This is a genomic window from Rheinheimera sp. (assembly GCF_030824435.1).
Classification (GTDB): domain Bacteria; phylum Pseudomonadota; class Gammaproteobacteria; order Enterobacterales; family Alteromonadaceae; genus Pararheinheimera.
In genome coordinates, this window is record NZ_JAVBXS010000052.1 from 21,690 (window position 1) to 35,577 (window position 13,888).

Below are 13,888 nucleotides of genomic sequence, written 5' to 3' on the forward strand. Positions count from 1 at the left end.
TCAACCCAAAGTCTGGCAACAAAGTTAAAACGAATATCTTCTTTTCTGATAAACAACAGCAAGTTAGAACAGCAGCACTGCAACTGATCATTGGCTTTTGGCAGAAAGATAGGTACCTTAAAGTTTATCCAACCCACAAGATGCCTGCGCCTGCTAACAGGTCATTGCAGCACCGGAGATATTCATCATGCGTTTTTGCCTGCCATTTGTGTTGACCCTTTGTGCTTTTCACAGCCAGCTTGCGCTGGCCACAGATGTAAAACCTGCGCTGGAACGCGAAATTACCACAGTGATGCCCAAGGTCATTGCCTGGCGCCGCGACTTACACCAGCACCCTGAGCTGTCTAACCGCGAGTTTCGCACCAGTAAAATGGTGGCAGGCGAGCTGAAAAAGCTGGGTCTTGAGGTGCAAACCGGCATCGCCCATACCGGTGTGGTTGCTGTGCTCAAAGGCGGCAAACCAGGGCCAGTGGTGGCGCTGCGAGCCGATATGGACGCGCTGCCTGTGACAGAGCAGGTGGATTTACCTTTTGCTTCCAAAGCCAAAGCCGAATTTAATGGCCAGCAGGTGGGCGTGATGCATGCCTGTGGCCATGATGCCCATGTGGCTATGTTATTGGGCGCGGCTACTGCGCTGACATCTTTGCAAAAAGAGCTCAAAGGCACTGTGATCTTTATTTTTCAGCCTGCTGAAGAAGGGGCGCCGGCCGGTGAAGAAGGTGGTGCTGCTTTAATGCTGAAACAAGGGTTATTCAGCAAACTCAAACCCGATGCCATTTTTGGCGTCCATGTCTGGCCTGGGCCAAGTGGCCAGCTGCAGGTGAAAGAAGAAGGCATTATGGCGGCTGCTGACAGCTTTGAAATTAAAGTCAAAGGCGTGCAGGTGCATGGCTCCAGCCCCTGGCGCGGAGTGGACCCTGTTGCAGTGACGGGTCAACTTATTACCGCCCTGCACCAAATTCCGGCGCGCCAGCTCGATGTCACCAAAGCGCCTGCGGTCATGTCGATAGGTCAGGTACATGGTGGTGTGCGCTGGAATATTATTCCGGACGAAGTCACGCTGGGCGGCACGGTCCGCACCTTTGACCCGCAGATGCGCGAGCAACTGCTGAGCAAAATGAAACACACAGCAGAACACGTAGCTGCCGCCAGCGGCGCGACTGCTGAATTTTCACAACATGGTTTTGCAGCTGTGACCTGGAATGATGTCAAACTGACCCAATGGGCTATGCCAAGCTTAGAATGGGCTGGGCGCGACGCTGGTGTGGCGCCGATTAAACCTATTACTGCTTCGGAAGATTTTTCCTTTTATCAGCAGCAGGTGCCGGGGGTGTTTTTCTTTTTAGGTATTGCCGAACCCGGTGTCAGTGTTGAAAAAACCGCGCCTAACCATTCACCCTTTTTTAAAATTCATGAACCAGCCATGGAAAATGGTGTGCGCGCGCTGACAGCTTTAGCCGTTGATTTTCTGCAAAAAACCTAATAAGCCCCAGCTGTGTTTGTAGCTAAACGCGGCTTATTGCCGCGTTTTTTTATGCCACTCTCCCGTGTTTTACCACTGCTCATGTCATGTAGAAGCACCACTTTTGTTGATGGTGGCCGCAACAACCACAGACAACAGCACTGTTAAGCTGAGCTTCAACTGCGTCTGCTATGCTGTAAAAGTTCCGACAATAGTGACAACCGCCAACCGGAAGACAGGGCTTGTCACTTAGATGCGACTCTCACAACAAGGACTTTTGTTATGGTGCGCCTGTTGCTTATTAGCCTGTTATTTTGTCTTGCGCTTGGCGCCACCTCAGCTCAGGCGGCCAAGCCTGTGCTTGTGGTCGGCATTGGCTTTAGCGACCAGGTTAATATCAGCCGTAAAGGCAACAATTATCATCTGGATGTACTGCTGAGTTATCGCTTATTTACCGAATTGGGTTATCAGGTGAAATTTATTGTGGCGCCTTACGCAAAACTCACCCAGCTGCTGCAACAAGGCCAGATTGATGTCGCAACCCGTCAGTCGGGACAGCCGGCGCCTGCGTTGTTTTATAGTTCAGTGTACCTGCGGGTGCATAATCTGGTTTTTGCCCGCAACGACTTTGCCGGCAACATCCAGCGCATCAGCGATTTGCAGTTTTATCCGCTGGTTGGTTTTCAAAATGCCAGCCATGTACTTGGTCAGGAATTTGCTAAAGTCAGCCGTCAGGCGCCTTCTTACCGTGAAGTATTTGACCATATTCAGGCGGTGCAGTTGCTGCTCAAAGGTCGCACTGAACTTTTGGTACTGAATAAAAAAACCTTTTACCGCCGCCTTGCCGAGCTGCAACAACCGGCATCGCTGGTGCGTAGTTTTGATGTGTTACCTCAGGTGGAATACCAGCTGGCATTTTCCCGGGCGTCACTCAAAGACAAGGCCGAGCCGCTGTTGCTGAAATATCTGCAACAGGGTGCTATCGAAAATATTGAACAGGAAGCCGCCAAAGTGCCGCAGCAGGTGGAAAAACTGCTGCGTAAACATCGTTAACTGCACTTGGGCGTTATGACTTGCGGGCCGTTTTGGCTTGCTGCCGTGCAGGCAACACCAGCTCAGGTGGCAAAGCAAAAGAAAAACTACTGCCCCTTTTGGGTTCACTAAAAATCATCAGCCTGCTGTGATGACGGGACAATACATGCTTCACAATAGCCAGGCCTAAACCTGTGCCGCCGGTACTGCGGGTGCGGGCTTCATCCACCCGGTAAAACCTTTCTGTCAAACGTTTGACATGGTGAGCCGCTATGCCCTCGCCATTGTCAGTCACGCTAAACAAAGCTTTTTGATGTTCGCGCTGCCAGCTCACTTCAATCTTGCCGCCATCCGGGGTGTATTTAATGGCATTGGTAATTAAATTGGAAAAGGCACTACGCAGCTCTTCAGTGATGCCAGTCACTCGCAGATTGGGGTCAATCTGAAACAACAACTGATGTTGTTTTTCCCGGTTTAAACTGTGCGCTTCCTGCTCTAATAAAGTCAGCATGGCAGGCACATCCACCACTTCATCAAAATGGACTTTGGCAGCGGCTTCAATCCGCGACAAGGTCAGCAGCTGTTGCACCAAAGCGTCCATCCTTTTGGTCTGATCCAACATCACACCATGGGCCTTTTGCCAGACGTTGTTGGCAGGCATATGGTCGGCGTCCATCATTTCCAGATAACCCTGCAATACCGTCAACGGTGTACGTAGTTCGTGTGACACATTGGCGACAAAGTCTTTGCGAATTTGCTCCAGCTGTTTGAGCTGGGTAATATCGCGGATGATCAGCAGCTGCTGTTTTTCGCCATACTGCAACATGCGGTACTCCAGCGTCACTTCTTCGGTCAGAGGTGACACCAGCTCCAGCGCATTATCAAATTGTTTTTGTTGCAAAAACTGCTGAAATTCCGGATTACGAATCAGGTTATCAATACGCTGGCGTTCATCCATAGGCCAGCGTAAACCCGCCAGCTGTTGCGCCAGTTTGTTACACCAGACAATGGTCCAGTCGTTGCTGAGCACCACTATCGCATCAGGTAAAGCTTCAGCACCATCGCGGAATCTGCGCACTAGAGCGCGTAATTCTTTGTTTTTCTTACGGGATTTACGTTGGCGATAATAAATGCCATCAAACACCTGTTGCCAGCTGCCATCGCCGGCCGGCGGTGACAACTTTCTATCACGCCACAGCCACTTATCCAGTAAAAACAAATGCTTGTAATGCCAGCCAATAATGCCAACACACAAAACCAATAAAAATTCTGTAGCCAGATCAAATAACCAGCCGAACAATAAAGCGCCGGCGGCCAGACCTAGAAGCCGCAGCGTTATAGTGCGTTTGGAGAGCAATAATCGCATAACACCTGCTTTGGAAGAAAAAAGCCCGCAGTACCGGGCTTATCGGCAGCCGCGCTGCCGGCAACAGCGACCTTACTTTACCGAAAAACGGTAGCCAGAGCCACGAACTGTTTGCACTAATCTGTCGTGCCCTGCCACCGAAATGGCTTTACGCAAACGGCGGATATGTACGTCCACAGTACGGTCTTCGACATACACATTGGTGCCCCAGACATGGTCCAACAGCTGTTCACGGCTGTACACCCGCTCCGGATGCGTCATAAAAAAGTGGAGTAAACGAAATTCAGTTGGGCCCATTTCCAGCGGATTTTCCGCCGCCATCACCCGGTGTGACACCGGATCCAGCTTCAGGCCCTGCACTTCAATCACTTCATCCAGGCTGGTTGGCGCCACACGGCGGATCACCGCTTTAATACGTGCCATCAGCTCTTTGGGTGAAAATGGCTTAGTGACATAATCGTCAGCGCCTACTTCCAGTCCACGCACCTTGTCTTCTTCTTCACCACGGGCGGTGATCATAATGATAGGAATGGCACGGGTTAACTCGTGTTGTTTCATCTTTTTTGCGATCTGAATACCACTGCCCCCCGGTAACATCCAGTCCAGCAACACTAAATCCGGATAAGGTTCTACCAGCTGATTCATGGCTGCGTCAAAGTCACCGGCCGTACTGGCCTGATAACCATTTTGCTCCAGCACAAAACACAGCATATCGCGGATTGGTGCTTCATCTTCCACAATCAAAATTCTTCTCGACATAACCTGTCACCCACCTGTCCTGTTGTATTGGACTTAGTATCTGCTGCCATTATGACAATTTTATGAAACAAAAGGCGGCTTTTTCCAAAACGGCGTCTTTTGTGAAATAAATGTCATGCATCTTAGCCGCCTGATCTGCCCCTTTTTTGCATTTTACAAGCCAGCCAAAGCTGATGGCGCTTTATTCTTCCCTGAAAAAGCACCAACAAACGCACCAGCGACTGTGACAGTTTTATGAAGTTTTTTCTGCCAAATTGCCGCCAGCCCTTGGTTTTTGTTGCTGTTGTGTCGCTGTCATCTGCCTGTCGATTTTCTGTCATAAAAAAGTCACGGCCATCTTTTACCTTCAGCTCAGTTTTTTAATAGCTGATTTTAGTTCCTTGAGTTTTAAACCCTGGCCCGATGGAGAATATGATGGCTTTTGCAAAAATTTTAAAATTAAGCGCTATGGCTTCAGCGCTGGCGTTGGCCGGTTGTGGCGGTGGCGATATAGTCGTAAATACCGGTAGCAGCACCAGCCCGACCACACCAACCAACCCAACTACCCCAACAACTCCACCGCCGGCTTCCGTCTGCCCTGCTTTTGCCAAACAAGGTGCAGCTTTAGGTGGCGTGACTAAACCAATTTGTGAAATCACCGGCACTTTAACCGCAGACGCCACTTTAACTGCCAATATCGCCTGGGCTTTAAGCGGTAAAGTTGCAGTGGGTAACGACAATGCCAATAGCGCAGTGCTGACCATTGAACCAGGCACCACCATTTTTGGTAAATCCGGTGCAGATTACCTGGTGATTGCCCGTGGTTCACAAATCCGTGCTGTAGGCACCAGCGCCAGCCCAATCGTCTTTACTTCTGTCAACGACATGATTGGCTCTGTGAACGAAGACTCTACCGCCCAATGGGGTGGTTTAGTGTTATTAGGTAAAGCCCCAAGCAACAAATGTGACGCTGCGGCCCTTGCCAGCTGCAAAATTGAAGCTGAAGGCAACGCCGGCCCATACGGCGGTGATAAACCGGAAGATAACAGCGGTATTTTAAAATTTGTGCAGGTGAAATATGCCGGTTTTGAAGTATTAACCGACAACGAATTAAATGGTATTACCTTTGCCGGTGTCGGCTCAGGCACCACTGTGGATTACATTCAGGTGCATAACAACCTGGACGACGGTGTGGAGTTTTTTGGTGGTAACGTCAATGCCAAACATGTGGTATTAACCGGTAACCGCGACGACTCATTAGACTGGGCAGATGGCTGGACAGGCAAAATGCAACATGTGCTGATTCAGCACAGCAAAACCGACGCCAAAGCCAACCGTGGTATTGAAGCCGATAACCAGTCCGGTAATTTTTCTGCTTCCCCTGTCAGTAAACCAAAAATTGCCAACATGACCATTCTTGGCAACAACTACAAATCTGCCGACGCCGACTCTGAAGGTATTTTGCTGCGCGCCGGTACTGCAGGTGAAATTTACAACACCATTATTAAAGGCCCGGCCGCTATGGGCGAGTGTCTGGAAATTGAAACCGAGCAGTCAGTACAACAAGCACAAAACGGTGCTTTGTTAATGCGTAACTCCATTATTGACTGTAAAGAGCCGTTTAAAAATCCAAAAGACGCTGCCGGCAACACCCTGCTGGACGTGAAAAACTGGTTTATGGCGCAAACAGGCAATATGACAACTGACGCGCTGCTGGGCGGTTATATGCCAGCTTCAACTTCTCCAGCGCTGAAAAACGGTTACAACGTGTCGAACTTTGTGGATGCCTGGTTTGACGATGTTGACTACATCGGCGCCTTTGATGGTGTGTCGGACTGGACCAAAGGCTGGACCTTCGGCCTGCATGCTTCTACTGCTATTGCAGCCTGCCCTGCCGGCACCGCAGAAGTTGCCTCTTTAACAGGTAAATTAAACTGTGAACTCAAAGGTGATATCACCAGCAACGTCACTTTAGTGGCAGGTGCTGATTATGTGTTAAACGGCCGGGTGCGTATTGGTGTGGACAACACCACAGCAGCCACTTTAACAGTACAACCTGGTGTCACAGTATACGGCCGCTCAGGTGCTGACTTCCTGGTGGTCACCCGCGGTTCAAAAATTAACGCCGAAGGCACACAACAAAACCCTATTACCTTCACTTCACTGCAAGACGTGATTGGCGCGCCAACAGCGGCCGGTCAATGGGGCGGTATGGTGTTATTGGGTAAAGCCCCAAGCAACAAGTGTGACCAGGCCAACCTGGCTGCCTGTAAAATTGAAGCTGAAGGCAACGCCGGCCCTTATGGTGGTGCTGATGTGAACGACAACTCAGGCGTGCTGAAATATGTGCGGGTGAAACACGCAGGTTATGAAGTACTGCAGGACAACGAATTAAACGGCATTACCTTCGCCGGTGTGGGCGCAGGCACAACCGTCAGCCATATTCAGGTACACCAGAACCTGGACGACGGTGTTGAGTTCTTTGGTGGTACTGTCAACGTCAAATATGTCGTTTTAACCAGCAATGGCGACGACTCACTGGACTGGGCTGATGGCTGGACAGGTAAAGGCCAGTATTTCCTGGTAAAACACGCTGCCAACAATGCTGAAGCCAACCGTGGTATCGAAGCCGACAACCAGTCGTCTAAGTTCGATGCAACACCAATTTCGAACCCAACCATCGCCAATATGACCATTATCGGTAACACCTATAAGTCTGCCGAAAAAGACTCTGAAGGTGTGTTGTTACGTGCCGGTACCAATGCCCAACTGCATAACTTCCTGATCACAGGCCCAACAGGTATGGGTGAGTGTCTGGAAATTGAAACTGCCCAGTCTCAGGCGCTGGCCGCTTCGGGTGCACTGGTGATGACTCACTCTGTGATTGGTTGCCCTGAACCATTTAAAGGCACAGTGTCTGCCACTCAAACTGTTAAACAGTGGTTTGAAGGTCAGACCGGCAATAAAACTGCTGCTGATCAGGCTGCAGTGTTGAATGGCATTTACACCATCGACACCACAACACCAAAAGACATGTCAGCTGTAAACAGCTTTTTCAGCAAGTCCGCCACTGTGGGCGCTGTAGATGCCAGCAGCGACTGGACCAAAGGCTGGACTGTTGGTTTAGGTCAATAACAACACAAGCCGCCGGCGTTATGGCCGGCGGCTTTGTTTTTGCCACTGTCCTATGACAACAGCAAGACAAACACAAGACAGCAATAAGACAACGGTTCGACACATTTGACGCGGCTGCCCTGCACCTGATGCACAGCCACCAAGTTAGCCCACAGGAATGAATAAAGATGAGCAGCAAGCATAGTTTTCAATACAACCGCGTGAATCTGGGTGTGCTTTTGGCTTTAGCCACCAGCGCTGCCGTAGTTTTTATGCCCGCCTCTGCTAAAGAAACCCAAACCCCCGATGCCGCGCCTGTTGCCCTGCAACCGCTGGCTGAACAGGTTGAACGTATTAATGTTTCAGGCCGTTTATTAAGCTCTGCCGCCGCTACTGCCGAAGAGCGCCGCCAGCAACCTTATGTGGCTGAACTTTTGGGCATGGAACAAATTTCCCGTGCCGGTGACAGCAATGCCGCCAGCGCCCTGCGCCGCGTCACAGGTCTGACGCTGGTCAAAGACAAATTTATATATGTGCGTGGTTTAGGTGAACGTTATTCGTCCACATTGCTAAACGGCGCTCAGGTGCCAAGCCCGGATCCAACCCGCAACGTGGTACCGCTGGATATGTTCCCGGCCGGCATTATTGAAAGTATGGTGGTACAAAAAGCCTATTCACCGGAATTACCTGCCGCCTTTGGTGGTGGTAACGTCAATATCCGCACCGTCAGTATTCCGCGTGAAGAAATTTTTAACTTTTCTATTGGCACCGGTTACAACAGCTTAAGTTCAGACGACGGCCTTGATTATCAGGGTGGCTCTGATGACTGGCGTGGTAAAGACGATGGTTCGCGCGGTTTGTCCTCAGGCCTGCAACAAGCGCTGGACCAGTATGGTTCGCTGGATGTGGTGAAAATTGCCCAGGGTCTGGGTGGTGTCAGCGCAGAAAATCTGGCCAAAGCCGAAGCCATTAACCGCAGTCTTGGCCTTGAGCTGAACCGCAATATGGATTTTCGCAAAAAAAGCATCGGCCCTGAATACGACGGCAGCATGTCTTATGGCAACAGATTTGACATAGGCCAGACGGTTTTTGGTCTGATGGCTGGCGTGAGTTACGACAAATCTTCGGAAAACTTTAAAGAGCAGGAACGTTATTATTCCATCAGCTCGGGCAGTAATTTAACGCCACTGAACCGTTACGACGATATCCGCGGCACCGAACATCAGGTGAAAATGTCGGGCATGCTGAACTTTGGTCTGGAATGGGATGAAAACCACAGATTTGAAACCTCCAGCATTTATCTGGCCGACACCAAAGACGAGCTGAAAATCAAAACCGGTGATTCGATTGAAACCATCAACGAACAAAACCGCGAAAACGAAGATTATTCAGTGTTGTATGAAGAACGCACCATGCTGACCAATCAGATCCGCGGCCGTCATACCCTGAATTTCCTCAATGATTTAGCGCTGGACTGGCAATACACAGACGCCAAAGCCGAACGTTATGCGCCAAACGAAGTGGAATACCGTTATGTGCGCCAGCTGGCCAATGACGGCAGCCTGGAAAACCGCACCATGCGCCGCAGCGACAACGCCGCTATTTATCAGTTTGGTACTTTGGAAGACAACACCGAAAACGCCAGCTGGAACGCCAAATACCCTATGACCCTGGGCGACACTGAGCTGAGCCTGAGCGCAGGTTATGCCTATTTTGAGCGCCAGCGTAACGCCAGCACCAACAGATTTAAAATGGATACCCGCGGTTTTAGCAACGAAGAGTTAAGCCAGGCTTATTCGGCGATTTTCTCCGATGCCAATATCAGCAACCCTGCGAAGAAGTTTTTATTATCTGACGTGACAGCCCAGGCCGACGATTATGTGGCGGCCCAGCAAACAGACGCTGCTTATGCCGGTGTAGAAGCCACTTACGACATGACCTGGCGGGTGAATGCCGGTGTGCGTTATGAAGACTTCCGTCAGGTGTCTATTCCGCTGAACCCGGCCACAGGCGCTATTGAAGGCAACCTGAGCGACTTCCCACGCCAGGAAGACGACCTCTACCCTTCTCTGGCAGTGACCTGGATGCAGTCGGAAGAAAACCAATACCGTTTTGGTTTTTCTGAAACCGTAGTGCGGCCGGATTTACGCGAAGTGACGCCAGTGCTCTTTATCGACCCTATCACCGACTTTAAAGTCATTGGTTTTTCCGGTTTAAAAAGCACCAGCATCAGCGCTTACGACTTACGCTGGGAGCAATACCTGGACAGCGGCAGCAACTACAGTCTGGGTTTGTTTTATAAAGACTTAACCAACCCTATTGAAGCGGTTGAACTCAAAGGTTCTGACGGTAACCTGCTGATGTCATTCAGAAATGCGCTCGGCGGTGAAGTCTATGGTGTAGAAGCCGAAGCCCTGCAAAAACTGGATATGTTTGAAGGCAGTGTTGGCGAAGTGCTGGATAACTTCTTTGTGGTGAGTAATTTCACATACAGCGAATCCGAAATTGAAATTGAATCGCTGGGTGAAACCAACCTGACTAACTTAAAACGCCCGCTTACCGGCCACAGCAAATATGTGGTGAATATGCAGCTGGGTTTTGACTCCGACAACGAAGCGCACACCGCCACTTTAACCTACAACGTCTTTGGTAAACGTATTGCTTTTGCCGGCATCGACGGTAAAGACGACGCTTACGAGCAGCCATTCCACTCACTGGATTTTGTGTACTCTTACAATGTGTTGCCAGAAGGCACCATTAAAGTATCCGCAAAAAACCTGCTGAATAAAGACGTGGAAATTCTGCAACAAGGCGAAATTTTACAGCGCCGCGAGCAAGGCCGCAGTGTGGGCTTAAGTTATAGCCAGCGGTTTTGATGCTGCGTTAGGCTGCGTTGAGCGGCTGTTATTAACCACCGCAGCCTTTGCCGTGTTTAGCGACAGTGGCTGCACACTGTTGATAGAGAACAAGCCCTGGTAAAAACCGGGGCTTTTTTATTGCTGACACCGTAAATTGTGCTCAGCTGCCCCTCAACTGCTGACGTTGTTTTGTGATGCCTGCGGCATGGCTTAAAAAGCACGGCTGCCACTTAAACCACCACCGGCAACTACGCCGTTCGCCCGTTCGCGCTCACTCTTGAATGCTCACTCTGCAGTTCCCGCTGTTGGTTTTTGCGATTGATGCTATTGGCAAGAGTCAAGACTTGACCCTATGGGTTTTGTTTTGTTATGCCTGCGGCGTGGCGTAAAAAAGCATGACTGGCACTTAAACCACCACCGGCAACTACGCCGTTCGCCCGTTCGCGCCTCCCGCGCTCACTCTTGAATGCTCACTCTGCAGTTCCCGGTGTTGGTTTTTCCTATCGGTACTATTGACAAGAGTCAAGGCTTGGCCCTAAGGGTTCTTGCGATAAATTCTGTTCACTGGAGCAAAGCGGAACGAGGTTTGACCGCTTTGTTATTTATGTTTTTTAACAAAGGCCTCCATATGAGCCGACAATGGTTTAGTAAGCGTAAAATTCGGGAATTTTTGTTTAAGCTCAGGCCAATGTCGTTTCAGAATTTTCCGGTTTCTTGCAAATGGATGAAACCACACCCAATCCAAGAAATACTCTCCAGTTGATTTTTGCCTAAAGCACGCACCGCCAATAACTCTGTTAGGAAAATGGTTTTCATTCTTTACAAGATCCATTGCAGTCTCGGTAAAAATAATACCTGTGCAGTCACTGCCATGATTCTCTTTAGAATATTGTACATAGTCGTATTTAAACTCTCGCCTAAAATACACAGCCATTTTTTCTAAGGCTTCCTTCTGTTTCTTAGGCGAGGAAGGCTTTATATATATGAGCGGCTTGTAACCATCTAAATCACTTAAAATTGGCAGTTTTATTTCATAATTCATAGACAAATCCATTTACATAACGCCGAAAACAGGAGCGCGCGCTCAGTGCGTCCCGGCCGCAAGCCCATACTGATTCCCCTTGTTAGGCTCTACTTGAATGAATCTGGAATTGTTGGGACAGAGATAACCTTTCCATCCTTCATAACAAAAGAGATCGATTTACTTGCGCCAGACATTCCATTTGCATAGCTCCAAACCCAAATTTGCTCCTCACCTTTAGTTGTAACCAAATATGGAGAGCCCATTAGGTTTGTGACTTCAGACTCAACCATGCCAACTTTAACTTGGCGAGCATTTTCAAAATTGAACGGCGTGCCTGCGCAAGCGATCAACGTCAATGTAAGAAACACTGCAATAACATACTTCATCTATAGCTCCTTCTATTGCCTAACAACTTAATCAACGAGACAAACGTCGCTTAAATCATGGTTCGTCCCTTTTTTCTCTTGACGATGCTTTGACGTTACACAGAAATACGATTCACGACAAGTTGTTATAACAGCAGCGATTTTGGGTTGGGGGTGAAAACGTGGATAACCCCGCATAGTTAATTTGAAATTAATCACTTACGACAAAATACGTGACGTGTTGCTGGCTAAATAAGGAACAGACCAAGCACCCAGCCAGCGCTTTTCCTCCCCGTTTTGCCGAGCCGATAAAAATTGAAAGTTTGAGGTTTTAAGACGCCAACTGTTTGAGGCAAGCGACGCATAGCGCTTGCCGAGTTTTGGCGGCGCCTCAAACTTTTGATTTTTAGCGGGCTTTCGAAGGCACACCGGGGTGATTTCTTTGTGTCCCTTTCTTTGTCAGCAAAGAAAGGGACTCGCCTGCCGGGGCGAAACCCGGCATAGCAACCTCAGCTGCAAGCTGACAACCAAGCCATGCCGCAGACATCCACAAAACCGGCCAGAGTGTTACCTATGTGGTTGAATTGCAGTGTCTCCTATGCAACAGCCCTCAGGAAAGCCCAAGCAAATACGGCTTAACAAGCGCCACCAACCACCCGCTGGTATTTCCAGCTTGACGGCAGCAAGCCGCCTTCTTATGATCGCCGCAACTTTTTATTCAGAGACCCATGCCTTGGACATACCCAGTCGAATTTTCTGGTTTTAACTGACTCCTGTCCGAGCCATTACGCGGCCTGACCGGGGCGCGTGAGTTTTTTTCCTCTCACATCAAAATCAGTACCGGGTTTGCTCAGCTGAGTCTGCTTTTTCGCAGGAGAACCCCATGCTCAGAATATTTAACCTGCAACAACAACGGTTACAACGGCTGGAATTACAACAACATGCCGATGTTTCACAGGCGATATGGCTGGACTTACAAGAGCCGGATCAGCAGGAGCGACAGTTTGTCACCGACCAGTTTGGTCAGCAGCTGGCCGAAAGGCTGGAGCTTGATGATATTGAAGCTTCGGCGCGTTTTTTTGAAGATGAAGACGGCCTGCATATTCACTCGTTGTTTTTTTTCCAGGAAACCCTGGCCAGCACCACCACTGTGGCTTTTACCATTCGGGATGGCCGGCTTTTTACCTTGCGCGAGCGTGAGCTGCCGGTATTCAGGTTGTACCGGATGAGAGCACGCAACCATTTATTGTCGGTGGGCAATGCTTACGAGCTGTTACTGGATTTATTTGAAGTAAAAATTGAGCAACTGGCTGATACCATAGAAGAAATTTCGCTGGCGCTTGAAGTGATCAGCCAGGTGATTTTAAAAGGCAAACAGGACGAAGCTTTTAAACACAGTTTGTCACGCTTAACAGAACTGGAAGATATGAGCTGGAAAGTACGGCTTTGTTTAATGGACACCCAACGTGCTATTGGTTTTTTGCTGCGCAAGGCCCGCTTGCCTGTTGATCAGCTGGAGCAGGCGCGTGATGTCTTGCGCGACGTCGAGTCGTTATTGCCACACAACGAGTCGTTTTCACAAAGGGTGAACTTTTTACTGCAGTCGGCCATGGGTTTTATCAATATTGAACAAAACCGCATTATTAAAATTTTCTCGGTGGTATCGGTAATTTTCCTGCCGCCAACCCTGGTGGCCAGCAGTTATGGCATGAATTTTCAGTTGATGCCGGAGCTAAACTGGCGATTTGGTTATCCGCTGGCGATTGGCTTAATGTTATTGGCGGGTTTAGCGCCTTATTGGTTTTTTAAACGCAAAGGCTGGTTATAAACTGCTATTGGCTGATAGCTACTGACTAATGACTAATGGCTATTGGCTGACAGCTTGCTGTCTTTACAAGCCGAAAAGCAGCCCGGCAATAACAAAAAACC

General features: G+C 49.3%; 9 protein-coding genes. 5 read left to right on the plus strand and 4 right to left on the minus strand.

Features of this window, described 5'->3' with window-relative positions; all coding sequences use genetic code 11:
* Positions 1-187 precede the first annotated feature (187 nt).
* Positions 188-1,483 (plus strand): amidohydrolase, encoded by a 1,296-nt coding sequence (locus tag RCH83_RS11460; RefSeq protein ID WP_306522137.1) that lies wholly within the window; start codon positions 188-190, stop codon positions 1,481-1,483.
* A gap of 261 nt (positions 1,484-1,744) precedes the next feature.
* Complete coding sequence (locus RCH83_RS11465; protein ID WP_306522139.1) at positions 1,745-2,515, plus strand: hypothetical protein; 771 nt, start codon at positions 1,745-1,747, stop codon at positions 2,513-2,515.
* 13 nt (positions 2,516-2,528) lie between these two features.
* Here the strand turns inward: RCH83_RS11465 and phoR are convergent, their stop codons facing one another.
* Both phoR and phoB read right to left on the minus strand, forming a co-directional pair.
* A complete protein-coding gene (phoR, locus tag RCH83_RS11470) occupies positions 2,529-3,860 on the minus strand; it encodes a phosphate regulon sensor histidine kinase PhoR (RefSeq protein WP_306522141.1) in 1,332 nt (443 codons plus the stop codon).
* Between the two features lie 72 nt (positions 3,861-3,932).
* Positions 3,933-4,619 (minus strand): phosphate regulon transcriptional regulator PhoB, encoded by a 687-nt coding sequence (gene phoB, locus RCH83_RS11475; RefSeq protein ID WP_306522143.1) that lies wholly within the window; start codon positions 4,617-4,619, stop codon positions 3,933-3,935.
* 414 nt (positions 4,620-5,033) lie between these two features.
* On the opposite strand from phoB, the gene RCH83_RS11480 reads away from it, so the two are divergent.
* Both RCH83_RS11480 and RCH83_RS11485 read left to right on the plus strand, forming a co-directional pair.
* Positions 5,034-7,733, plus strand: a complete 2,700-nt coding sequence (locus RCH83_RS11480; protein WP_306522145.1) for a hypothetical protein — start codon at positions 5,034-5,036, stop codon at positions 7,731-7,733.
* Positions 7,734-7,900: 167 nt separating this feature from the next.
* Positions 7,901-10,588, plus strand: coding sequence for a TonB-dependent receptor domain-containing protein (locus RCH83_RS11485; RefSeq protein ID WP_306522147.1), 2,688 nt, complete (start codon positions 7,901-7,903; stop codon positions 10,586-10,588).
* 580 nt (positions 10,589-11,168) lie between these two features.
* On the opposite strand, the gene RCH83_RS11490 is transcribed toward RCH83_RS11485, so the two are convergent.
* Entirely contained in the window at positions 11,169-11,612 is a 444-nt protein-coding gene (locus RCH83_RS11490) for a hypothetical protein (RefSeq protein ID WP_306522150.1), read from the minus strand.
* Positions 11,613-11,701: 89 nt separating this feature from the next.
* Positions 11,702-11,980, minus strand: coding sequence for an outer membrane protein assembly factor BamE (gene bamE, locus RCH83_RS11495; RefSeq protein WP_306522153.1), 279 nt, complete (start codon positions 11,978-11,980; stop codon positions 11,702-11,704).
* 862 nt (positions 11,981-12,842) lie between these two features.
* Between bamE and corA the strand changes: the two genes are divergently transcribed.
* On the plus strand, positions 12,843-13,787 hold the full coding sequence (corA, locus tag RCH83_RS11500) for a magnesium/cobalt transporter CorA (RefSeq protein ID WP_306522155.1): 945 nt from the start codon (positions 12,843-12,845) through the stop codon (positions 13,785-13,787).
* Positions 13,788-13,888: the final 101 nt, after the last annotated feature.